Origin of the sequence: Micromonospora craniellae, assembly GCF_014764405.1 — a bacterium.
GTDB classification, from domain to species: Bacteria; Actinomycetota; Actinomycetes; order Mycobacteriales; family Micromonosporaceae; genus Micromonospora; species Micromonospora craniellae.
This window is the reverse complement of sequence record NZ_CP061725.1, coordinates 1,176,196-1,199,208: the sequence shown is the minus strand read 5'-3', so window position 1 is coordinate 1,199,208 and position 23,013 is coordinate 1,176,196. Positions and strand designations below refer to the sequence as shown.

At 71.0% G+C, this 23,013-nt stretch carries 19 protein-coding genes; 13 read left to right on the top strand and 6 right to left on the bottom strand.

Annotated elements, in window-relative coordinates; genetic code table 11:
* Window positions 1-42 precede the first annotated feature (42 nt).
* Genes ID554_RS05500 through ID554_RS05490 form a run of 3 tightly spaced genes read left to right on the top strand, consistent with a single transcriptional unit; the run spans window position 43 to window position 4,411 of the window.
* A complete protein-coding gene (locus ID554_RS05500; protein WP_117229578.1) occupies window positions 43-1,035 on the top strand; it encodes a carbohydrate ABC transporter permease in 993 nt (330 codons plus the stop codon).
* Window positions 1,032-1,946 (top strand): carbohydrate ABC transporter permease, encoded by a 915-nt coding sequence (locus ID554_RS05495; protein WP_117229577.1) that lies wholly within the window; start codon window positions 1,032-1,034, stop codon window positions 1,944-1,946. The genes ID554_RS05500 and ID554_RS05495 overlap by 4 nt, the downstream gene beginning before the upstream one ends.
* Window positions 1,943-4,411: a glycoside hydrolase family 2 protein gene (locus ID554_RS05490; protein WP_117229576.1), complete on the top strand. Its 2,469-nt coding sequence runs from the start codon at window positions 1,943-1,945 to the stop codon at window positions 4,409-4,411. The genes ID554_RS05495 and ID554_RS05490 overlap by 4 nt, the downstream gene beginning before the upstream one ends.
* Before the next feature lie 72 nt (window positions 4,412-4,483).
* Here the strand turns inward: ID554_RS05490 and ID554_RS05485 are convergent, their stop codons facing one another.
* Complete coding sequence (locus ID554_RS05485; RefSeq protein ID WP_117229575.1) at window positions 4,484-4,942, bottom strand: DUF2690 domain-containing protein; 459 nt, start codon at window positions 4,940-4,942, stop codon at window positions 4,484-4,486.
* Window positions 4,943-5,079: 137 nt separating this feature from the next.
* Between ID554_RS05485 and ID554_RS05480 the strand changes: the two genes are divergently transcribed.
* The 3 genes from ID554_RS05480 to ID554_RS05470 all read left to right on the top strand — a co-directional run bounded on the left by ID554_RS05480 (window position 5,080) and on the right by ID554_RS05470 (window position 7,009).
* Window positions 5,080-6,060, top strand: a complete 981-nt coding sequence (locus tag ID554_RS05480; protein ID WP_117229574.1) for a helix-turn-helix domain-containing protein — start codon at window positions 5,080-5,082, stop codon at window positions 6,058-6,060.
* An 89-nt stretch (window positions 6,061-6,149) separates the two neighbouring features.
* The gene (locus tag ID554_RS05475; RefSeq protein ID WP_117229573.1) at window positions 6,150-6,554 is read left to right on the top strand and encodes a helix-turn-helix domain-containing protein; all 405 of its coding nucleotides are present in this window, start codon (window positions 6,150-6,152) and stop codon (window positions 6,552-6,554) included.
* 35 nt (window positions 6,555-6,589) lie between these two features.
* Window positions 6,590-7,009, top strand: a complete 420-nt coding sequence (locus ID554_RS05470) for a VOC family protein (RefSeq protein WP_117229572.1) — start codon at window positions 6,590-6,592, stop codon at window positions 7,007-7,009.
* A gap of 80 nt (window positions 7,010-7,089) precedes the next feature.
* On the opposite strand, the gene ilvD is transcribed toward ID554_RS05470, so the two are convergent.
* Window positions 7,090-8,937: a dihydroxy-acid dehydratase gene (gene ilvD / locus ID554_RS05465; protein WP_117229571.1), complete on the bottom strand. Its 1,848-nt coding sequence runs from the start codon at window positions 8,935-8,937 to the stop codon at window positions 7,090-7,092.
* A gap of 112 nt (window positions 8,938-9,049) precedes the next feature.
* Here ilvD and ID554_RS05460 point away from each other — a divergent pair, with 112 nt between their 5' ends.
* The 5 genes from ID554_RS05460 (at window position 9,050) to serA (ending at window position 17,131) form a co-directional block, all read left to right on the top strand.
* Complete coding sequence (locus ID554_RS05460; protein ID WP_317985210.1) at window positions 9,050-11,410, top strand: putative bifunctional diguanylate cyclase/phosphodiesterase; 2,361 nt, start codon at window positions 9,050-9,052, stop codon at window positions 11,408-11,410.
* A 233-nt stretch (window positions 11,411-11,643) separates the two neighbouring features.
* Window positions 11,644-13,509 (top strand): acetolactate synthase large subunit, encoded by a 1,866-nt coding sequence (locus tag ID554_RS05455; RefSeq protein ID WP_117229569.1) that lies wholly within the window; start codon window positions 11,644-11,646, stop codon window positions 13,507-13,509.
* A gap of 79 nt (window positions 13,510-13,588) precedes the next feature.
* Complete coding sequence (gene ilvN, locus ID554_RS05450) at window positions 13,589-14,104, top strand: acetolactate synthase small subunit (RefSeq protein WP_117229568.1); 516 nt, start codon at window positions 13,589-13,591, stop codon at window positions 14,102-14,104.
* Between the two features lie 120 nt (window positions 14,105-14,224).
* Entirely contained in the window at window positions 14,225-15,238 is a 1,014-nt protein-coding gene (gene ilvC, locus ID554_RS05445; protein WP_117229567.1) for a ketol-acid reductoisomerase, read from the top strand.
* 294 nt (window positions 15,239-15,532) lie between these two features.
* Window positions 15,533-17,131 (top strand): phosphoglycerate dehydrogenase, encoded by a 1,599-nt coding sequence (gene serA, locus ID554_RS05440; protein ID WP_117229566.1) that lies wholly within the window; start codon window positions 15,533-15,535, stop codon window positions 17,129-17,131.
* 93 nt (window positions 17,132-17,224) lie between these two features.
* On the opposite strand, the gene ID554_RS05435 is transcribed toward serA, so the two are convergent.
* Window positions 17,225-17,584, bottom strand: a complete 360-nt coding sequence (locus tag ID554_RS05435; RefSeq protein WP_117229565.1) for a hypothetical protein — start codon at window positions 17,582-17,584, stop codon at window positions 17,225-17,227.
* 353 nt (window positions 17,585-17,937) lie between these two features.
* Window positions 17,938-18,783 carry an FAD:protein FMN transferase gene (locus tag ID554_RS05430; protein ID WP_117229623.1) on the bottom strand — a complete coding sequence of 282 codons (846 nt, stop codon included), beginning with the start codon at window positions 18,781-18,783 and terminating at the stop codon, window positions 17,938-17,940.
* Window positions 18,784-18,998: 215 nt separating this feature from the next.
* Between ID554_RS05430 and ID554_RS05425 the strand changes: the two genes are divergently transcribed.
* The gene (locus tag ID554_RS05425; protein ID WP_117229622.1) at window positions 18,999-20,030 is read left to right on the top strand and encodes a 3-isopropylmalate dehydrogenase; all 1,032 of its coding nucleotides are present in this window, start codon (window positions 18,999-19,001) and stop codon (window positions 20,028-20,030) included.
* A 244-nt stretch (window positions 20,031-20,274) separates the two neighbouring features.
* Window positions 20,275-21,372: a branched-chain amino acid aminotransferase gene (locus ID554_RS05420; RefSeq protein ID WP_117229564.1), complete on the top strand. Its 1,098-nt coding sequence runs from the start codon at window positions 20,275-20,277 to the stop codon at window positions 21,370-21,372.
* A 125-nt stretch (window positions 21,373-21,497) separates the two neighbouring features.
* Here ID554_RS05420 and ID554_RS05415 read toward each other — a convergent pair whose 3' ends face one another.
* Together ID554_RS05415 and ID554_RS05410 are read right to left on the bottom strand one after the other, a co-directional pair.
* On the bottom strand, window positions 21,498-22,265 hold the full coding sequence (locus ID554_RS05415; RefSeq protein ID WP_396888535.1) for a tyrosine-protein phosphatase: 768 nt from the start codon (window positions 22,263-22,265) through the stop codon (window positions 21,498-21,500).
* 41 nt (window positions 22,266-22,306) lie between these two features.
* Complete coding sequence (locus ID554_RS05410; protein ID WP_223884446.1) at window positions 22,307-22,819, bottom strand: PRC-barrel domain-containing protein; 513 nt, start codon at window positions 22,817-22,819, stop codon at window positions 22,307-22,309.
* Window positions 22,820-23,013: the final 194 nt, after the last annotated feature.

Genomic DNA, 23,013 nt, shown 5'->3' with positions numbered 1-23,013 from the left:
CGTCCGGTATCCGTCCCGTCGCCCGGCACCTGGAGCGTCCCCATGCCCACCACGCGCGCCGCACCCGACCCGGCCACCCGCCGCCCCCGACCCACCCCGGTCCGGTCGTCGACCTGGCGGGACCGGTTGCACCGCTTCGACGTGCGATACGTGCCCTACCTGCTGATCGCGCCGTTCTTCCTGCTCTTCCTCGTCTTCGGCCTGTTCCCGATGGTCTTCAACGGGGTGGTGGCGCTGCGCCACTGGCGGCTGGACGACCCGGAGCTGACCGGCTGGGCCGGTACGGAGAACTTCCGGCGGCTCCTCACCGACGGCGACTTCGGCAACGCGCTCTACAACACGTCCGGCATCTTCCTGCTCTCCACCGTCCCGCAACTGCTGCTCGCACTGATCATCGCGTCGATGCTCAACCGCCGGCTGCGGGCACAGACCTGGTGGCGGGTCGGCGCGCTGCTGCCCTACATCACCCCGATCACCGCTTCCACGCTGGTGTTCAACGTGTTCTTCTCCCGTGACTTCGGCATGGCCAACTGGGCACTGGGCCTGCTCGGCATCGGCACCGAGACCCCGATCGACTGGCGGGCGGACAAGCTGCACTCCTGGATCGCCATCGCCACGATGGTCAACTGGAAGTGGATCGGCTACAACGCCCTGCTCTACCTGGCCGCGATGCAGTCCATCCCGCGCGACGTCTACGAGGCGTCGGCGCTGGACGGGGCCGGGCCGTGGCGCCAACTCTGGCGGATCACCGTGCCGATGATCCGTCCGGTGGTCATCTTCACCGTGGTGCTCTCCACCATCGGCGGGCTCCAACTGTTCACCGAGCCGATGCTGTTCGACCTGAACGCGCAGACCGCGCGGGGCGGTGCCGGCGGTGAGTGGCAGACCGTCGCGCAGCTCATCTACAAGGTCGGCTGGAAGGACCTCAACCTCGGGTACGCCGCCGCGATGTCCTGGGCCCTGTTCCTCATCATCCTCGTGGTCGCGGCCCTGAACACCCTGCTGACCAACCGCATATCGGGGGGTCGCAGATGAGCGCACCGAGCACCACGGGCACCCGACCCACGCCCGCGTCGGCCGGCGGACGCAAGCGGGCCGCGCTCCAGGGCCGGGCGCCGCAGGACACCCCGGCCGGCATCGGGACGTACCTGTTCCTGGCGGTGACCACCCTGTTCGCCGCGTTCCCGCTGTACTGGATGTTCGTCATCGCCACCAGCACCGACGAGGCGACCGCCCAGTTGCCGCCGGCGGTGATCCCGGGCGACCAGTTCCTGGTGAACCTGAACGAGGTCTTCACCCTCCAGGACGTCTACTTCGCCGCGTCCCTGGTGAACAGCGTCATCGTCGCCACCACGGTGACCGCGGCGGTGCTGTTCTTCTGCTCGCTGGCCGGTTTCGCCTTCGCCAAGCTGCGGTTCCGGGGCAGCCGGCCGCTGATGCTCTTCGTGGTCCTCACCCTGACCGTGCCCAACCAGCTCGGGGTCGTCGCGCTCTACATCGTGATGGGCAAGCTGGGCTGGAACGGCACCCTGCTGGCGGTGATCGTGCCCGGCCTGGTCACCGCCTTCGGCGTGTTCTACATGCGACAGTTCATCGTCAACTCCGTGCCCGACGAGTTGGTCGAGGCGGCCCGGGTCGACGGCGCCACCACCATGCGGATCTACTGGAGCGTCGTCCTTCCGTCGATCCGCCCGGCGCTGGCGGTGCTCGGCCTGCTGACCTTCGTGGCCACCTGGAACGACTTCCAGTGGCCGCTGATCACGCTGAACGGCACCGATTACCCCACCTCGATGGTGGCCATCTCCGATCTGGCCAGCGGCAACTACGTGATCTATCGACGGGTGCTGGCAGGTGCGTTCGTGGCCACCGTGCCACTGTTGGTCGTGCTCATCATCGGCGGTCGCCGGATCGTCCGAGGAATCATGGAAGGCGCGGTGAAGTCTTGAGCGACGCACGGGGGAGCCGGTCGGTCCGGTTACCGCTGCACGACGGCTGGACCCTGCGGTCGGTGCCCGGCCCACAGGTGCCACCGGAGGTCGACGGCCGGGTGGTGGCGGCCACCGTCCCCGGCTGCGTGCACACCGACCTGCTGGCGGCAGACCTGATCCCCGACCCGTACCTGGACGACAACGAGACCGCGCTGGCCTGGATCGGCCGCACCGACTGGGTGTACGAGACCACGTTCGACCGGCCCGACGGCGACCACCAGCGCCTCGACCTGGTCTGCGCGGGGCTGGACACGGTCGCCACGATCACGCTCAACGGGGTCGAGGTCGGCCGCACCGAGAACATGCACCGGGCGTACCGCTTCGACCTCACCTCGCTGCTGCGGGCCGAGGACAACAACCTCGTCGTCCACTTCGACTCCGCCTACCGGTACGCCGAGGCGCAGCGCGACCGGCTCGGTGACCGCCCCAACGCGTACCCGGAGCCGTTCCAGTTCATCCGCAAGATGGCGTGCAACTTCGGCTGGGACTGGGGACCGACCCTGGTCACCGCCGGCATCTGGCAGGAGATCGGCCTGCACGGCTGGTCGACCGCCCGGCTGGCGATGGTGCGCCCGCTGGTCATTGTCGAGGGACACACCGGCCGGGCGGAGCTGCACGTCGAGGTCGACCGCGTCACCGACGTGCCGGTCACCGTGCACGCCGAGGTGGCCGGCGTGGCGGCCGAGGCCGCCGAGGTGACGATCCCGGCGGGGGAGCGGTCGGCACTGCTGACCGTCACCGTCGACCGACCCGAGCTGTGGTGGCCGCGCGGCCACGGCGATCAGCCCCGCTACGACCTGACGGTGACGCTGCGCGGGCCGGACGGTGCGGCGCTCGACGACTGGCACCGCCGGATCGGTTTCCGTTCGGTACGCCTGGACACCACCCCCGACGCGCACGGCGCTCCCTTCACGCTGCACGTCAACGACGTGCCCCTCTTCGTACGCGGGGTGAACTGGATCCCCGACGACGTCTTCCCCACCCGGGTCACCCGGGACCGTCTGGCGCACCGCTTCGACCAGGCCGAGGCGGCCAACGTCAACCTGCTGCGGGTCTGGGGCGGCGGTCGGTACGAGTCGGACGACTTCTATGACCTGGCCGACGAGCGGGGCCTGCTGGTGCAGCAGGACTTCCTCTTCGCCTGCGCGGCGTACCCGGAGGAGGAGCCGCTGCGCACCGAGGTGGTCACCGAGGCCGCCGAACAGGTGACCCGGCTGGCCGGGCACCCGTCGCTGGTGCTGTGGACCGGCAACAACGAGAACATCTGGGGCTGGCACGACTGGGACTGGCAGCAGCCGCTCGCCGGACGCACCTGGGGACACGGCTACTACCTGGACCTGCTGCCCCGGATCGTCGCCGAGCTGGACCCGACCCGCCCGTACTGGCCCGGCAGCCCCTACTCCGGCCGCGACGACGTCCACCCCAACGACCCGGCGTACGGCACCACGCACATCTGGGACGTCTGGAACACCGACGACTACACGAAGTACCGCGAGCACCTGCCCCGGTTCGTCGCCGAGTTCGGCTACCAGGCCCCACCCGCGTACGCCACGCTGCGGCGGGCCCTGTCCGACGAGCCGTTGGCCCACGACTCGCCCGGCATGGCGCACCACCAGAAGGCCACCGACGGCGACCTCAAGCTGCGCCGAGGACTGGACGCCCACCTGCCCGTGCCGCGCGACTTCGACGACTGGCACTACCTGACCCAGCTCAACCAGGCCCGCGCCATCCAACTCGGCGTCGAGCACTTCCGCTCCCACCGGGGCTACTGCATGGGCACCATCGTCTGGCAGCTCAACGACTGCTGGCCGGTCACCTCGTGGGCCGCCGTCGACGGCGACGGTCGCCGCAAGCCCCTCTGGTACGCGTTGCGCCGGTCCTACGCCGACCGCCTGCTCACCGTCCAGCCCCGCGACGGCGGCCCGGCCCTGGTCGCGGTCAACGACAGCGGCCGGCCGTGGCACGCGACGACCACGGTCACCCGGCTCACCCTGGCCGGGGACCCGCGCGCCAAGACCACCCTGGAGCTTGCGGTGCCGGCCCATACCTCGGTGACGCTGGAGCTGCCGGCGGAGCTGACCCGGCCGGACGAGGCCCGGGACGAACTGCTCGTCGCGGATGCCGGCCCCGACCGGGCACGCTGGTTCTTCGCCGAGGACCGCGACGTCCACTGGCCGACCGCGTCCTTCGACGCCGTGGTGGAAGAGGCCGACGGCACCCAGCGGGTACGCGTCACCGCCCGCACCATCCTGCGCGATCTGACCCTCTTCCCCGACCGGCTCGACCCGTCCGCCGAGGTCGACGAGGCCCTGGTGACGCTGCTGCCCGGCGAGTCGACGACCTTCGTCGTGCGGTCGTCGACGCCCCTGGACCCGACCGCCCTCACCAGCCGCCCGGTACTCCGCTGCGTGAACGACCGTTGAACTGCCGAGGGTGGTGCGGTCGGTGGACCTCCTCAGGCCCCACCGACCGCACGTGCCCAGGGCGGCAGTCGGTCAGGCGCAGAGGGGGGAACTGTTGATCGTGGTCCCCGAGGCGGTCACCACCTTGCCGACCGCGCAGACCGTCATGTTCTGTCCGTAGAGCTGGTCGCCGTAGTACTGGGTGCCGGTGCCGCCGTAGCTGCTGGTGGTGGCGTACGGGTTCGACCGGTACACGTATACCTCGACACGGTTGTGCGGGCTCACCCGGTTGGAGATCCGGCCCCAGTTGGTCTTGCAGCTCGGGCTCCAGCGCAGCTCCACCACGGCCAGCGTCGTGGAGCCCTGCATGATGTACGCCGGGTTGGCGGTGGCGTTCTGGGCGCCGCTGGAACAACCGGTGTCCGCCGGGTCGGTGCCGTCACAGCCGTACCCACTGCATGCGGCGCTGGCGGGCGTCGCGATCAGCATGCTGGCCGTGAGGGCGCTGGCGGCGGCGGTGGCCGCCAGTCGTCGGGACAGGCGCATCGTCATGGTTCCTCCGTCCGGTGGGCTGCCGAGGCCCGGAGATCCGGCTTCCCATCTCTACCGTCTGTCGACTGTGGTCTCTACGCTCGGTGGCGTTGGACAATGAATCGCGGCGATGGTCAATCAATCCCGAGGAGCGGCCGATGGCCCGGGCGGAGCGTCCCCTGGACCCCACCGCTGGTCCTGTCCAGGCGTTCGCGGCCGAGCTACGCAGGTTGCGGGACGCAGGCGGACGACCCACCTACGAGGCGCTGGCACGCCGGGCACACCGGTCGGCCAGTTCGTTGTCGGAGGCCGCCGGCGGGCGGAAGCTCCCCACGCTGGACACCACACTGGCCTACGTCCGTGCGCTCGGGGGCGACGAGACCGAGTGGACCGATCGGTGGCAGGCGACCGCAGGGGCTCAGGCCGCCGACGGGGCGACAGCCGCCGGTGAGGCAACGGGAACACCGGGCGGTGTTCCACCCGCCGACGACGGAGTCGTGCCGTCCGTCGAGGACAGGACACCGTCGGAGGCGGTCGCCAGTACGCCGCGTCGACGCAGCCGACGTACCCGGGGCGCCCTGGCCCTGGCTGCCGTGATGGTCGTGGGGTTCGCGACCCTGCCCTGGTTCGCCGGGGGATTCCGGGCGGGCGCAGGGCGGGATGCGGCTCCGATGGACGCGGAGTCACCGGCGTCACGGTCCGAACAGCCAGGCTCGGCGACCGGCGCTCCGGAGGTACGCGACGGCACCGACCCGAAGGACACCGGCTGCGCGGCCGATCCCGCAGTGACCACCGTGGACAGCACCGCGGTGCTGCTTGACGACCGGGTGGTCGGGACGGCCGAGCTGCGCTACTCGCCGGCCTGCGGGGCGAGTTGGCCGCGATTCGTGCCGGTGCCGGCAGCGGCGGAGGTGCCTCGTCCCGCACAGATCCAGCTCACCGTGCGCGACGGCGACGATGCCGACCGGCGGGCCGACTTCGCGATGGACTACGCCGGCATCTCCACCTTCGGCAACCTGTTGAACAGCACGCGGACCTGTGTCTGGGTCCAGGTGCAGTTGTCCGGCCAGAGCTGGACCTCGCCGGTGGCGCGGACCGGCTGCTGGCGAGGTGCCACTCAGGTCAGGCCGATCCCCTGAACGGGGTACGGTGACCCGGGCGGGCGGTCGCTGGTCAGCAGTCGGCGGGCCGGGTGAGTTCCTTGCAGGTTTCGGGGAATAGAGCACGCGTGAGCAGGGCGGTCGAGCAGACGAACCGGGCGATGCTGCGCGCCCGGGACGCGATGGACCGCGCGTACGCGCAACCTCTGGACATCCCGACGTTGGCGAGGATCGCATACGTCTCCGAGGCGCATTTCATCCGCACGTTCCGGGCGACCTTCGGCGAGACGCCGCACCGTTACCTGCAACGGCGTCGGGTGGAGCGGGCCATGTACCTCCTCCTGCACACCGAGCAGGACGTGACCGAGGTGTGCCATGCGGTCGGGTTCGGCAGTCTCGGCACGTTCAGCCGTACCTTCCGACAGATCGTCGGCGAGTCGCCCACCGACTACCGCAAGCGGCGGACGGCGCCAGCCGCGCCGGTGCCGGGCTGCTTCACCAAGGCGTGGAAGAGGCCGAGCAGTTTTGGATAAGCAGCAGGTCAGGGCGTTGCACTAGCGTTTCGGGCATGACGATGAACGCAATCAGCCGCTCCCAGGTCTACGTCCTCGACCAGGACGAGGCGCTCGACTTCTACGTGGGCAAGCTCGGCCTGGAGGTGCACACCGACCAGGATCTGGGCTTCATGCGGTGGCTCACGGTGAACCTGCCCGGTGACCGCCAGCGCGAGATCCTGCTGGAGAAGCCCGGCCCGCCGAGCCTCGACCCGGCCACCGCCGAGCAGGTCCGGGAGCTGCTCACCAAGGGGGCGGCCGGCGGCTTCCTCTTCATGACCACCGATGACGCCCACAAGACGTACGAGGACCTCGTCGCCAAGGGCGTCGACATCACCGACGAGCCGATGGAACGGCCGTACGGGACCGATTTCGGCATCCGCGACCCGTTCGGCAACAAGATCCGCATCGGGCAGATGTCCGTGCAGCCCTGACGGCTCCGCGCGCCCGCGTCGGATGTTGGGAAGGGTCCCCTGCTATACGCGAGGCGTTAGCAGGGGACCCTTCCTTGCACTCACTCGGGGACGCGGCGGTAGGCGCCGTCGCTGGCCGAGGTAGCCATCGAGGCGTACGCGCGCAGGGCGGCGGAGACCGGACGCTGCCGGTCGACCGGGGTGTACGGGCGGTCCCGCTTCTCCTGGGCGATCCGGCGGGCCTCCAGCACGTCGGCTGGCACGTTCAGGTCGATCGACCGGTTCGGGATGTCGATGACGATCTCGTCGCCCGGCGCCACCAGCGCGATCAGGCCGCCGGAGGCCGCCTCGGGGGAGACGTGCCCGATGGAGAGCCCGGAGGTGCCGCCGGAGAACCGGCCGTCGGTGAGCAGCGCGCAGGCCCGGCCCAGCCCTCGGCCCTTGAGGAACGAGGTGGGGTAGAGCATCTCCTGCATGCCGGGGCCGCCCTTGGGGCCCTCGTAGCGGATCACCACCACGTCCCCGGCGACGATCTCCTTGGCCAGGATGGCGGTGACCGCGTCGTCCTGCGACTCGTAGACCTTCGCCGGGCCGCGGAAGGTCAGGCACTCCTCGGGCACGCCTGCGGTCTTCACCACGCAGCCGTCCGGCGCGAGGTTGCCGTGCAGGATGGCCAGCCCGCCGTCGGCGCTGTACGCGTGCTCCCGGTCGTGGATGCAGCCGCCCGCGGCGTCGGTGTCCAGGCTCGACCAGCGGTTGGTGGTGGAAAAGGGCTCGGTGGTGCGTACGCCACCGGGTGCGGCGTGGAACAGTTCGATCGCCTTCGGGGTCGCCGAGCCGCCCCGCACGTCCCAGTCGGCCAGCCACTGCGAAAGCGAGGGGGAGTGCACCGCGTGCACGTCGCGGTGCAGCAGCCCGGCACGGTCGAGTTCGCCCAGGATGGCCGGGATGCCGCCGGCCCGGTGCACGTCCTCCATGTGGTACTGGGGCGAGTTCGGGGCGACCTTGGCCAGGCAGGGCACCCGGCGGGAGATCGCGTCGATGTCGGCCACGGTGAAGTCCATCTCGGCCTCGCGGGCGGCGGCCAGCAGGTGCAGGATCGTGTTCGTCGAACCGCCCATCGCCACGTCCAGCGCGACGGCGTTCTCGAATGCGGCCCGGGAGGCGACCACCCTCGGCAGCACCGAGGCGTCGTCGTGGTCGTACCACCGCTTGGCGATCTCCACGGCGGTGCGGCCTGCCTCGACGAAGAGCGACCGCCGGGCGGCGTGGGTGGCCAGCGTCGACCCGTTGCCCGGTAGCGCCAGCCCGATCGCCTCGGTAAGGCAGTTCATCGAGTTCGCAGTGAACATGCCGGAGCAGGAGCCGCAGGTCGGGCAGGCGGAGCGCTCGATGGCGTCGAGTTGGTCGTCGGTGACAACCTCGTTCGAGGAGGCGATCATCGCGTCGATCAGATCGATCTTGGAGTGGACGACGCCCTCGATCGCGACCGTCTTGCCGGCCTCCATCGGCCCGCCGGAGACGAAGACAGTCGGGATGTTCAGCCGCAGCGCGGCCAGCAGCATCCCGGGGGTGATCTTGTCGCAGTTGGAGATGCAGACCAGGACGTCCGCGCAGTGCGCGTTGACCATGTACTCCACCGCGTCGGCGATCAACTCCCGGCTGGGCAGGGAGTAGAGCATGCCGCCGTGGCCCATGGCGATGCCGTCGTCGACCGCGATCGTGTTGAACTCCCGACCCACCCCGCCGGCCTCGGCCACCGCGTCGGCGACCAGCCCGCCGAGGTCCTTGAGATGTACGTGGCCGGGCACGAACTGGGTGAAACTGTTCGCGATGGCGACGATCGGCTTGCCGAAATCGTCGTCGGTCATCCCGGTGGCCCGCCACAGGGCCCGGGCACCGGCCATCGTCCGACCGTGCGTGGAGGTCTTCGACCGCAGCTCAGGCATGCGTACCAGTCTTGCACCGTGAACCCGGTGTCGGACAGGCACACGCACCGTGTCCCAACAGATGCACACCCGATCCCCCCACGGCGCTAGCTCATCCGGCAGAGTTGACGGGGTGCACACACCCCCGGCCATGATCGGTGTCGCGGTGTCGAGCGCACTGGTCGCCGTCGCGGCCGGTGTGTTGCTCGCCATGGCGGTACGCCGCCGGTCCGCCCCGCACCGCACGGCGTACGCGTTGCTGGCCGCGGGCGGCGTGATCGCCCTGCTGACCCTGCTGGTCGGGGTGACGGAGGCGCTCTGGGTCGACGGGCACTGGGCACACGAGCAGGCGCAACGCACCGGTTGGGCCACGCTGGTCGCGTTCGGCACGGCGGCGAGCAGCCTGCTCTTCGGCGCCGGCCTGCTCCGGATGCCCGGGGTCGCCGGCTCGGCGAGTTCGGCCGCCCGGCTGGCCCTGGACGGGGTGATCGTCGGCGCCGCGCTGTGGTTCGTGGGGTGGGTGTTGCTCTCCGAGCCGACCCGGCTGTTCGGCGCGGCCACTCCGACGGCCTGCCCGGCGATCCTGCTCGCCTCGGCCAGCGCGGCGCTGAGCACCGGGCTGGCCGCGATCATGGTCTTCCGCGCGCCGCCGCCCCGGCAGCACCTCGCGGTGCTGGGCGGCGGGATCACCGTGGCCACCGGTGGCGGGCTGGCCGTCGCGGCCGGGCTCTGTCAGGGCGGGCCGGGCGTGACCTTCACCGGTGCGGCAGTGCTCGCCCTGGGCCTGCTCGCCGCCGCACTGGCCGTACGCCGGATCGATCCGCCCGACCAGGTCGCCGTCGACGTGATCCGCCGCGACAGCGAGTACGCGGTGGTGCCGATGGTCGCGATGGCCGCCTCGGCGATGTACCACCTGTTGCAGGACGGTCGGTTCGACGGTCCGGCCATCGTCGCCGGCAGCATCGAGGGGTTCGCCCTGGTGGCCCGGCAGTACCTCACCCTGCACGACGTGCGGGCCTACGCCCGGCGGCTCGCCGAGCGGGAGGCGCACTTCCGCCAGCTCGCGCACACCGACGCGCTCACCGGCCTGGCCAACCGGCGGGGGCTCTCGCAGGCGTTGCACCGGGCCGCCGAGACCCGGGTGCCGTGCGTCCTGCTCGGTCTGGACCTGGACGGCTTCAAGAACGTCAACGACATGCGCGGTCACGACGTGGGTGACGCGGTGCTGGCCGAGGTGGGCCGGCGGCTGCGCGGCAACCTGCGCCCCGGCGACCTGGCTGCCCGGCTCGGCGGCGACGAGTTCGCGGTGCTCATGCACGGTGGCCCGGCCGAGGCGGGGGTGGTGGCCGAGCGGCTGCTCAAGGTGCTCGGCGGCGCCTACGAGCAGTCCGAGGGGCCGGTGTTCCTCTCGGTCAGCATCGGCTTGGCGGGCTGGGCCGAGGAGCCCGACGTCGAGCTGCTGCTGCGCCAGGCGGACGCCGCGCTGCGCTACGCCAAGCAGCGCGGCAAGAACCGCATCGAGCGCTACGACGGGGCGTACGACCGGTTGCTGCGCCGCCGGACGACGCTGGAACACGAGCTGCGCGGCGCGATCGAGCGCGACGAGCTGCGGTTGGTCTTCCAGCCGGTGGCCTCGTTGCCGTCGGTGCGCCCGGTCGGCGCCGAGGCGCTGCTGCGCTGGCGTCACCCGGAGTTGGGCAACGTCCGGCCGGACGAGTTCATCCCGCTCGCCGAGGAGTGCGGGATGATAGCCAAGCTCGGCGCGTGGGTGCTGCACCAGGCGTGCTACCAGTTGTCCCGCTGGCTCGCCGAGGGGCACGACGTCTGGGTGTCGGTCAACGTCTCGCCGCGCGAGCTGCACGCCGCCGAGTACGTGGTGCAGGTCGCCGAGGCGCTGCGCGCGCACCACGTCCCGCCGCAGCGACTGGTGCTGGAGGTCACCGAACACGCGGTCGCCACCGACCTGGACGAGCTGATCCGGCGGCTGACCGCGCTGCGCCTGACCGGTGTGCGGATCGCGCTGGACGACTTCGGGGCCGGCTACTCGTCCCTGGGGCAGCTGCGTCGGCTCCCGATCGACATCCTCAAGATCGACCACAGTCTGGTCGCCGAGCACGAGCCGGTCCGGCCGGTGGGGCGCGACGGCCCGGCCTTCGCGCCGATGGTCGACATCGTGATGCGGCTGGGCCACCAGCTCGGGTTGGAGGTCATCGCCGAGGGCGTGACCAACCCCACGGAAATGGCCGCGGTGGTCGCCGCCGGCTGCCGGTTCGGTCAGGGAGCGCTGTTCGGCTGGGGCGTACCGGCCGAGCACCTGGAGGCGATGCTGGAGGCGGCGACGTCGCCGGGTGCCCGCCCGGTCCGCCCGGTGCCGGTGGACGGGACACCTGTGAGCCCCTTCCGGTCGCCCCTGCCGCCTGCGGTCGAGAGCGCGTCCGAGCATGTCGGGCCGGGTGTGGGCGGCGTGCCGGACGGGACGCGCCGAGATCCGTGAACCAATATGTGGGATCAGTTGACTCATCGCGTGAGATGCGTCAGGCTTGGCCCATGTCGTCGAACCGGTCGCTGCGAGTACTTACCTGAGCGCACTCTCCCTGACTGAGAGTGCGCTGGCCCCGTGCATCTGGCACGTGGGCTTTTTTCTTGCCGTCGAACCCATCGGACGCCGCCGGACCGCCGCGTCCACCCGTGAGCAGCCCCACCCACTCCAGCCGAAGGCAAACCGCCATGACGAGACCCACGCCAGAGACCCTCGCCCACTCCGCCCGGCGGGCCCGTAGCGCCGCCGAGACCACCGACGCCGCCCGCGCCGCCGCCCCCACCCCGGCGGTACGCCCCACCCAGGCCCAGGCCCAGGTCTCGGGCGCCGGTTCGCTGGTGCGTTCCCTTGAGGCGCTCGGCGTCGACGTCGTCTTCGGTATCCCGGGTGGCGCGATCCTGCCGGCGTACGACCCGCTCTACGACTCGACCGTCCGGCACATCCTGGTCCGGCACGAGCAGGGCGCCGGGCACGCGGCCACCGGCTACGCGCAGGCCACCGGACGGGTCGGTGTGTGCATCGCCACCTCCGGGCCGGGCGCGACGAACCTGGTCACCCCGATCGCCGACGCGTACATGGACTCGGTGCCGCTGGTGGCGATCACCGGTCAGGTGGCGCGGCCCTCGATCGGTACGGACGCCTTCCAGGAAGCGGACATCCAGGGCATCACGCTGCCGGTGACCAAGCACAACTTCCTGGTGCAGAACGCCACCGAGATCCCGCGGGTGCTGGCCGAGGCGTTCCACCTGGCCTCGACCGGCCGTCCCGGCCCGGTCCTGGTGGACATCCCCAAGGACGTGCTCCAGGCGCCGACCACCTTCGCCTGGCCGCCCACCCTGGACCTGCCCGGCTACCGGCCCACCCTGCACCCGCACGGCAAGCAGATCCGGGAGGCGGCCCGGCTGATGAGCAACGCCCGCCGTCCGGTGCTCTACGTCGGCGGCGGTGTGCTCAAGGCCGGTGCCACCGAGGGCCTGCGCAAGCTGGCCGAGCTGACCGGCATTCCGGTGATCACCACGCTGATGGCGCTGGGCGCCTTCCCCGACTCGCACCGGCAGCACCTGGGCATGCCCGGCATGCACGGTACCGTCGCCGCGGTCTACGGCCTGCAGAAGGCCGACCTGATCGTGGCGCTGGGCGCCCGGTTCGACGACCGGGTCACCGGCAAGCTGGACTCGTTCGCCCCGGATGCCGCAGTGGTGCACGCCGACATCGACCCGGCCGAGATCGGCAAGAACCGGCACGCGGACGTGCCGATCGTGGGCGACGCCCGGCACGTCATCGACGAGCTGCTGGCGGCGGTCAACGCCGAGCGGGCCGCCGGCCGTGGCACCGACCTCACCGACTGGTGGGCGCAGCTCGACGACCTGCGTGAGCGGTACCCGCTGGGCTACGAGGAACCGAGCGACGGCACCCTCTCCCCGCAGTACGTGATCAAGCGGCTGGGGGAGATCGTCGGACCGGACGCGATCTACGTGGCCGGGGTCGGCCAGCACCAGATGTGGGCCTCCCAGTTCATCTCGTACGAGAAGCCGCAGACCTGGCTGAACTCCGGCGGCCTCGGCACCATGGGGTACGCGGTGCCGGCGGCGATGGGCGCCAAGGTCGGCATGCCGGACACGGTGGTCTGGGCGATCGACGGCGACGGCTGCTTCCAGATGACCAACCAGGAGTTGGCCACCTGCGCCCTGGAGGGCATCCCCGTCAAGATCGCTGTGATCAACAACGGCAACCTCGGCATGGTTCGCCAGTGGCAGACCCTGTTCTACGGCGAGCGGTACTCCAACACCGACCTCGGCACGCACAAGCACCGCATCCCGGACTTCGTCAAGCTCGCCGAGGCGCTGGGCTGCATCGGGCTGCGCTGCGAGAACGCCGAGGACGTCGACAAGACCATCGAGGCCGCGATGTCCATCAATGACGTGCCCGTGGTGATCGACTTCGTGGTCGGCAAGGACGCCATGGTCTGGCCGATGGTCCCCGCCGGCACCAGCAACGACGAGATCATGTTCGCCCGTGGCGTCCGCCCGACCTTCGACGAGGATGACCTTTAATGAGTGAGCGTAGCGAACGAATCATCCGGTTCAGCCCGTTGTCGCGTCATGGCGCGACCGAGCGCAGCGAGGTCGTGGCATGACTATGCACACGCTGTCCGTGTTGGTGGAGAACAAGCCGGGCGTGCTGGCCCGGGTCTCCGGGCTGTTCTCCCGGCGAGGTTTCAACATCGACAGTCTCGCCGTCGGTGCGACCGAGAACCCGGACGTCTCCCGGATCACCATCGTGGTCAACGCCGAGTCGTCTCCGCTGGAGCAGGTCACCAAGCAGCTCAACAAGCTGGTCAACGTGCTCAAGATCGTCGAGTTGGACCCGTCGACTTCGGTGGCGCGCGAGCTGCTGCTGGTGAAGGTGCGCGCCGACCGCAACGCCCGTGCCCAGGTCCTGGAGACGGTCAACCTGTTCCGGGCCCGGGTGGTCGACGTGGCCTCCGACACGCTCACCATCGAGGCCACCGGCACCCCGGACAAGCTCGACGCGCTGCTGCGCGACCTCGAACCCTTCGGGATCAAGGAGATGGTGCAGTCGGGTCTGGTGGCGATCGGTCGTGGCTCGCGCGCCATCACCGCCGGCCCCGCCCTGCGGGCCGCCTGACCCGAGACCGCCGGCCTGTCGCGCGGGCCGATCAGAACCGAACCGCCGGCCCGGCTCCCCTGGCCGCGGCAACCACGAAGCCACGACGGGCCACTGCGGCCGCCGTACGAAAGGGAAGTCATGAGCGTTGAGGTGTACTACGACGACGACGCCGACCTGGGTCTGATCCAGTCGAAGAAGGTCGCCGTGATCGGGTACGGCAGCCAGGGCCACGCCCACGCGTTGTCGCTGCGCGACTCGGGTGTCGACGTGGTGGTCGGTCTGAAGGAGGGCTCGAAGAGCCGGGCCAAGGCGGAGGAGCAGGGCCTGCGGGTGCTCACCCCGGCCGAGGCGGCCGCCGAGGCCGACGTGATCATGGTGCTGGCGCCGGACACCGCGCAGCGGCACATCTACGCCGAGTCGATCGCGCCGAACCTCAGCGCCGGCAAGGCGCTGTTCTTCGGGCACGGCTTCAACATCCGGTACGGGCTGATCACGCCGCCGGCCGAGGTGGACGTGGCGATGGTCGCCCCGAAGGGCCCCGGTCACCTGGTCCGCCGGCAGTACGCCGACGGCAAGGGCGTGCCCTGCCTGGTCGCCGTCGAGCAGGACGCCAGTGGCGGCGCGCTCGCGCTGGCCCTGTCGTACGCCAAGGGCATCGGTGGCACCCGGGCGGGCGCCATCAAGACCTCCTTCAAGGAGGAGACCGAGACCGACCTCTTCGGCGAGCAGGCGGTCCTCTGCGGCGGCGCCGCGGCGCTGGTGCAGACCGGTTTCGAGGTGCTCACCGAGGCCGGGTACGCCCCCGAGGTGGCCTACTTCGAGTGCCTGCACGAGCTGAAGCTGATCGTCGACCTGATGTACGAGGGCGGCATCGCCCGGATGCGGTACAGCGTCTCCGACACCGCCGAGTACGGCGACCTGTCCCGGGGCCCGCGGGTCATCGACGGCCGGGTCAAGGAGGAGATGCGCAAGATCCTCGGTGAGATCCAGAACGGCGAGTTCGCCCGCGAGTGGGTCGCCGAGGACGAGGCGGGCCGCCCCAACTTCAGCAAGTGGCAGGCCGAGGGCGCGGCGCACCCGATCGAGGAGACCGGCGCCAAGCTGCGCGGCATGATGAGCTGGGTCGACCGGCCGATCACCGAGACGGCCTGAGATCTCGGTTACCTGAGAGCACTCTCACCCACGGCACCCGGTCCCGACGTTCTCCCCGACGTCGGGACCGGGTGCCGTGCTGTTCGCCGGGTGGCTAACGGTCGTTAATGCGCACGTCACGTCCGGTTTGTGAGGGCGCTCACCCCGTAGTCCGGGGCACGCCGGGCTACCCGCCCCATACGATCGCGGGTAGGTGCTCCAGGCGGCACCTGACGGCCATGGCCCCGCCCGCGCCGGGCGCATCGCAGCGTCCACCGCACCGGCCGACCGCTCTGACGACATCTACGAGGACCAATGACTCCTGTCGTACTGATCGCCGAAGAACTCGCCCCCGCCGCCATCGAGGTGCTCGCCCACGACTTCGACGTCCGGCACGTCGACGGCACCGACCGCCCGGCCCTGCTCTCGGCGCTTTCCGAGGCCCACGCCGTCATCGTCCGCAGTGCCACCCAGATCGACGCCGAGGCGATCGCCGCCGCTCCGCGACTCAAGGTCGTGGCGCGGGCCGGGGTGGGTCTGGACAACGTCGAGGTGCCCGCCGCCACCGCGCGGGGTGTCATGGTCGTCAACGCCCCCACCTCCAACATCGTCTCCGCCGCCGAGCAGGCCGTCGCGCTGCTGCTCGCGGTCGCCCGGAACACCGCCAGCGCCAGCGCCGCGCTCAAGGCGGGGGAGTGGAAGCGGTCCAAGTACACCGGCGTGGAGATGCAGGGCAAGACCGTCGGCGTCGTCGGCCTGGGCCGCATCGGCGTGCTGTTCGCGTCGCGGATCGCCGCGTTCGGCACTCGGCTGATCGCGTACGACCCGTACATCCAGCCGGCTCGCGCCGCGCAGCTCGGCGTACGCCTGGTCGGGCTGGAGGAGCTGCTGCGGGAGAGCGACTTCATCTCCATCCACCTGCCGAAGACCCCGGAGACCGTGGGCCTGATCGGTGAGAAGGAGCTGTCCATCGTCAAGCCGGGCGTGCGGATCGTCAACGCCGCCCGGGGTGGCCTCGTCGACGAGCAGGCGCTGGCCGACGCGCTGGCCGAGGGCCGCGTCGCGGGCGCCGGCGTGGACGTGTACGCCAAGGAGCCGTGCACCGCCTCGCCGCTGTTCGCGTTCGACAACGTGGTGGCCACCCCGCACCTGGGCGCCTCCACCGCCGAGGCGCAGGACAAGGCCGGCTTGGCCGTCGCCAAGAGCGTCAAGCTGGCGTTGCAGGGCGAGTTCGTGCCGGACGCGGTCAACGTGCAGGCCGGCGGCGTGGTCGCCGAGGACGTACGGCCGCTGCTGCCGCTGGCCGAGAAGCTCGGCCGGGCCTTCACCGCGGTCGCCGGTGGGATCGCCGCCAGCGTCACCGTCGAGGTACGCGGCGAGATCGTCGACCACGACGTCACGGTGCTCAAGCTCGCCGCCACCAAGGGACTGTTCAGCTCGGTGGTGGAGGAGCAGGTCACGTACGTCAACGCGCCGCACCTGGCCGCCCAGCGCGGTGTGGAGGTGTCGCTGACCACGCAGACCGAGACCGTCGAGCACCCGGTCCTGGTCACCGTGCGCGGCGCGCTGCCCGACGGTCGTACGGTGAGCGTCTCCGGCACGGTGACCCACGCGGGCACCCGGGACGTCATCAAGCTGACCGAGGTGGACGGCTTCGACGTGGAGATCGGCGCGGAGGGCATCCTGCTGTTCCTCCGGTACGCCGACCGGCCGGGCGTGGTCGGCACCGTCGGCACCCTGCTCGGCGAGGCCGGCATCAACATCGCCGCGATGCAGGTGGCCCGCCGGGAGGCCGGTGGTGAGACGCTGATGACCCTCACCGTCGACCAGGCGCTCGGTGCCGAGCTGCTCACCTCGGCAGCCGACTCGATCGGCGCGACCGCGGCCAGCGCGGCGGACCTGCGCGACGAGTAGTCCACACACGACTGACAGGGGCCCGGCCGACGGCCGGGCCCCTCGTCGTGTCGCAGTCCGCCGCGCGGAACCGACCGGGGTGTCGGTACGCGGTCAGCCGGGCAGTCGGACGGCCGGCGGCGGGTAGACCGAGCCGTCCTGCGCATCGAACAGCATCAGCCGGTACTGCCCGGCCAGTCGCTCGATGTCCAGCAGCACCTGGTCGGGGCAGCCCGGATCCAGGTTCATCTCCACGTGGTCGGCCGCCGCATGCAGCGGCATCACCGCCCAGGGCGTCCGGGAGCCGTTCGGCCGGTCGGGGTAGCTGGCGGTGATCGCCCGATAGAAGGCCACCACCCGTGGGTCCGGTTGGCGTTCGCCGTGCCGGCCGTTCCGGCACTGCTGCACCGCCGCTCGTACGTCCTCGGGCGTCGCCCCGTCCGGCAGCGCCCACACGCTCAGATCGAAACTCACGGCGGACAGCGTGCCATCCGGTGTGCACCTTGTCGAAAACGGCTCGGTTGCGAAAGCGTTTGCGCGCCGGCCGAACCGTTCCAGACGCTCCCCTGTGGAGCCCTTGCCGCGAATCACGTCTATTCGATAGCGTACGGGTGCGGTTACCGGCCGAGTTCGTGGCTGCGGCCCGTCTTCGGGTGGCGAGGTCGACGTCCGGCCGACCGGCCCGCACCCCTCGATTGCGTGAGTCCTGCGCACTCGTCGTCGACCGGCCTCCACGGTCGTTGCCGTGGCTGTGGAGGCCGATCGCTGTCGCCGCCCACGCCCACGATCGACACTCCGTGCCTCGGCGATGTGCACGCCCCGCGTGCTCAGCCTCGGGTAGCGAACAACGGGTGGTAGTCCGAGTCGGAACGGAACCAGGCGAGGCCGGCCGGCCCTGCGGCGTACAGCGCGGTGGCGTACGCGTCGGCCACCGCGAGGTCGGGGCCGATCACCGTGGCGGCGATCAGTTCGTCGGCGGGTTCACCGGTGTGCGGATCCACCACGTGACCCTGCCGTCCGGTCACCCCGGAGGTGCCGATCGCGCCCGTCGTCATCTCCAACACCAGTGGTCCTCGGTGTCGATTGGTCGGGTGGTGCATCGCGACCCGCCACGGTCCACCGTGTGCCGCGTGGCCGCGTACCACCAGGTCGGCGCCGGCGAGCACGGCGTAGTCGTGGATGCCGGCGGCGCGCAGGCGGGCCGCCGCCCGCTCGACCGCCCACCCGCCGAGCAGACCGCCCGGGTCGAATCCGCCGGGTACCGCCCAGGCGTCGAACCAACCGTCCGTGGCCGCCCGCATGGCAGCGCACTGGTCGACCAGCTCCGCCAGTGGCGGGTACGACTCGGCACTGATCTCACCCCGGCGCAGCCGGGACACCAGGCTCTCCGGCCGGTTCGGGCCGTAGGTCAGGTCGATGGCCCGCAGTTCGGCGACGGCGTCCCGCAGCGCCTCGCCGACTCCCCGTCGGCCGAGCCACTCGGGGGCGTTCAGCAACAGGCGGTACTGTGCGGTCGAGGTGCGTACGGTGTGCGTGACGGCGATCCGGTCGCCGGCCACCGTGCTGGTGCGGCCCGGCTTGGGGTCGCGGGTGCCCAGCCGCAGGTCGGGCCGGCGGTAGCGAAAGACCGCCGGGTCGATCCAGCGGGTCCGTGGCTGCTCGTCGGTCCACATCGTGTCCGCCCCCTCCTCGACGTCCGCCGCGCCGTTACGCCGACCGTCCGGGCCCGGTGGCCCGTAGGAGATCACCCTAGGCAGCGGACATGACCGCCCCATGAATGCCTCCTGGGAAGGTGCTGTGCGTCAGTGATTCCCGAAGAGTGGAACACTCGTACCGGGAGGCGGGACGGCAGCGTACCGTCGACCCGATACGAGCGAAGGAGCTGACGGTGGCACGGATCGCGGTGGTGGCCGGGGACGGGATCGGACCCGAGGTGGTCGCGGAGGCCCGCAAGGTCATCGACGCCGTGTTGCCCGGCGTCGAGGCGACCGAGTACGACCTCGGCGCGGCACGTTACCACCGCACCGGCGAGGTACTGCCCGACTCGGTGCTGGCCGAGCTGGCCGGGCACGACGCGATCCTGCTCGGCGCGGTCGGCGACCCGACCGTCCCACCCGGCGTGCTGGAGCGGGGCCTGCTGCTCAAGCTGCGGTTCGCCTTCGACCAGTACGTCAACCTCCGCCCGTCGCGCCTCTGGCCGGGGGTGACCAGCCCGCTGGCCACCGTCAAGTCGGGCGAGGTGGACCTGGTGGTCGTCCGGGAGGGCACCGAGGGGCTCTACGCCGGCGCCGGTGGCGCGCTGCACCGGGGCACCCCGGCGGAGATCGCCACCGAGGAGAGCCTGAACACCCGGCACGGGGTGGAGCGGGTGGTCCGGGACGCCTTCGCCCGCGCCCGTCGGCGTGAGCGGCGCAAGGTGACCCTCGTGCACAAGACCAACGTGCTCACCCACGCCGGCTCGTTGTGGGCCCGCACCTTCGAGGCGGTGGCCGCCGAGCACCCGGACGTCACCACCGAGTACCAGCACGTCGACGCCGCCGCGATGTTCCTGGTGACCCAGCCCCAGCGGTACGACGTGGTGGTCACCGACAACCTCTTCGGCGACATCCTCACCGACATCGCCGCCGCGGTCACCGGCGGCATCGGCCTGGCCGCCAGCGGTAGCATCAACCCGGACGGGACGTACCCGTCGATGTTCGAGCCGGTGCACGGCTCCGCGCCGGACATCGCCGGCCGTGGTGTGGCCGACCCGGTCGCCGCCGTACTCTCCGCTGCCCTGCTGCTCGACCAGCTCGGACACGCCGACGCCGCCGCCCGGATCACCGCGGCGGTCAGCGCGGAACTGGCCGCCCGTGGCCCGGACGTAGCCCTGCGCACGGCCGAGGTGGGCGACCGGATCGCCGCGCAGGTAGCCGCCTGAGGCTGCCGCGCCGTCGCCGGTGACCCCGGTGACGAATGCCCGAGGTGTCCACCGGGCGATCTCCCGGACCTCGATCGGTGACCCGCGTCGACCAGCGTGTTCCGCGGGCTCCGTACCGATTGTCGGCTTGCTACCCGCCGGTCGACCTATCCGCTGAACGACCGTTCGGGGTAAGTTTCTGGCACAAAACGTTTCCGACATGTGCGGTCGGCGCATGTCGTCGTCCCCCAAGGAGGTCAGCGCAATGAGTGGTGGTGACAAGCTCGACTTCGAGATCCGTCCGAATCCCGCGCCGGTATCCGCCGCCGATCGGGCCGCACTGCTGGCCAACCCCGGATTCGGTCGGGTGTTCACCGACCACATGATCACCATCCGCTACGCCGACGGCAAGGGCTGGTACGACGCCCGGGTCGAGGCGCGTGCGCCGATCCCGATGGATCCCGCCAGCGCGGTGCTGCACTACGCGCAGGAGATATTCGAGGGGATGAAGGCGTACCGCGCCACGGACGGCGGGGTGACGATGTTCCGCCCGTACGCCAACGCGGCCCGGTTCAACACCTCGGCGACCCGGATGGCGATGCCGGCGCTGCCGGAGGAGACCTTCGTCGACTCGCTGCACCGGTTGATCGAGATCGACCGCGAGTGGATCCCGGAGGGCGAGGACGGCAGCCTCTATCTGCGTCCGTTCATGTTCGCCAGCGAGGTCTTCCTCGGCGTCCGACCTGCCAACGAGTACCTCTACTCGGTGATCGCCTCGCCGGTCGGGGCGTACTTCTCCGGCGGCGTCAAGCCGGTGACGGTCTGGGTCTCGCCCGACTACACCCGGGCCGGGCCCGGTGGCACCGGAGCGGCCAAGTGCGGCGGCAACTACGCCGCCTCGCTGGCCGCCCAGGCCCAGGCCATCGAGCACGGCTGCGACCAGGTGGTCTTCCTGGACGCGGTGGAGCGTAGGTTCGTCGACGAGTTGGGCGGCATGAACGTCTTCTTCGTCTACGACGACGGCTCGGTGGCCACCCCGCCGCTGACCGGCACCATCCTGCCCGGCATCACCCGCGAGTCGGTGATCGCGCTGGCCGAGGCGGCCGGGCACCGGGTCGAGGAGCGTCCGGTGACGTTCGACGAGTGGCGGGCCGACGCCGCCAGCGGTCGGCTGCGCGAGGTCTTCGCCTGCGGCACGGCGGCGGTGATCACGCCGATCGGCGTGGTGCGTTTCCCCGAGGGGGAGTTCGCCGTCGGCGGCGGCGAGCCGGGCGCGGTGACCATGGGCCTGCGTCAGCAACTCGTCGACATCCAGCGGGGCAAGGCGACCGACCCGGCCGGCTGGGTCCACCGCGTGCTCTGAGCCGTCGTGCTCTGAGATGCAAGGAAGGGTCCCCTGCTAACGCCTACGGCATAGCAGGGGACCCTTCCTAACACATCCGTGCCGCAGCGCCGTGCGCGCGGCAGCGGCGTCGGGGGTGCGCTCGCTCAGGCGAGCAGGTGGGTGCGCAGGGCGGTGAGCTGTTTGTCGGTGATCCCGGCGTGCCGCAGGTAGTCCTCGACCGAACCGTGTCCCGCCCGGATTTCGGTGAGGAACAGCAGCATCGCCTCGGCCGGCGAGGACAGGAACGGCGCCGGCAGCGGCGGGGCGTCGGGCAGGGTGGCCGCGACCCACGCCATGAACCGTTGCGAGGCCTCGGTGCTCAGCGCGTAGTCCGACGCGATCTCCTCGTCGTCGACTCCGAGCACGGCGAGGGTCAGTCCGCAGACGATGCCGGTGCGGTCCTTGCCGGCCACGCAGTGCACCACCACCGGGCTGTTCGCCGCGTCGGCGATCAGGCCGATCGCCTCGGCCAGCCCGGCCGTGCCGGTGCGGGCCAGGTCGGCGTACCGGTCGGCGAGGTAGCGGGCCAGGTTGGTGTGGGGCTCGTGCAGCCCGCCCCACTCCGCGTGCTCGGGGTGGATGTTCCGGTAGGTCAGCCCGTCGAAGTCGGGGACCCGGCCGTCCCGGTCGACCTCGTGCGGCCGACGCAGGTCGATGACGGTGCGGACACCGAGCGCCGCGAAGGCGTCCCGGTCGCCGTCGCCGATGCGGTGCAGCGAGTCGGAGCGGTAGAGCCGGCCGGTGCGTACGGTGCGACCGTCGTGCCCCCGGTAGCCGCCGACGTCGCGGAAGTTGAACGTCGTGGTGAACGGGATCCTGCGGTTGACCTCGATGGCGTCCACCCTGTCACGGTAGACGGCCGGTGGGCGGATGCCCACCGGCCGTCAGGCCGTACGCCCATGCAGGGGAACCGTCAGCGGAGGAAGGTGGGCGGGGTGGCGGCGTACGAGTCGTTGTAGTAGCCGCCGAGCTTGTCGCGGTACGCCGGGTCGGTGGCGGTCTCGTCGTACTCCGGAGCGGCCTTGATCTGGTCCTTCTCGCGGTCGACGTAGACCTTCTGCTCCTCGTGGTCGACGTGGTTGACGGTGCCGGCGGGCAGCATGACCTTCTTGCCGAAGATCCACGGCCCGGTGTCGACCACCAGGTAGCTCGCGTTGACCTCCTGGCTACTGCTGTCGATCTTGCCGATCGACCCGTCGGTGGCCTCGACCTTGTAGCCGACCAGGTTGGCGCCGGCCACTCCGGCCTCGTCCCGGTAGCTCCACGGGTCGAAGGCCCCGGTGGGGGCCCCGCCGGGTACCGTGCCCTGGTCGCCCTGGATGGTGACGTCCTCGCTCGACACCGCGCGCAGCGTCGGGTCGGCCTGGGTGCCGTGCAGCGCCGGGTCCGGCGTGGCGTGCGTGCTGTCCGTGTTGAGCCTGTCCATGGGATCTCTCCTGCCCCGACTGCGCACAGTCGTCCCGGAGGAAGTGGTTCGCTGTCCCGAAGACACGTACCCGGCGCGACGCCTTCTACACGCGCTGCGGGGAATCAACCTCGATGTCCTGTCCCGGAATGTGGATTGCCCCTCCCACAAGCTGTCCGACAGTGGCAGAGTACCCAGCGTGACCAGCACCGCCC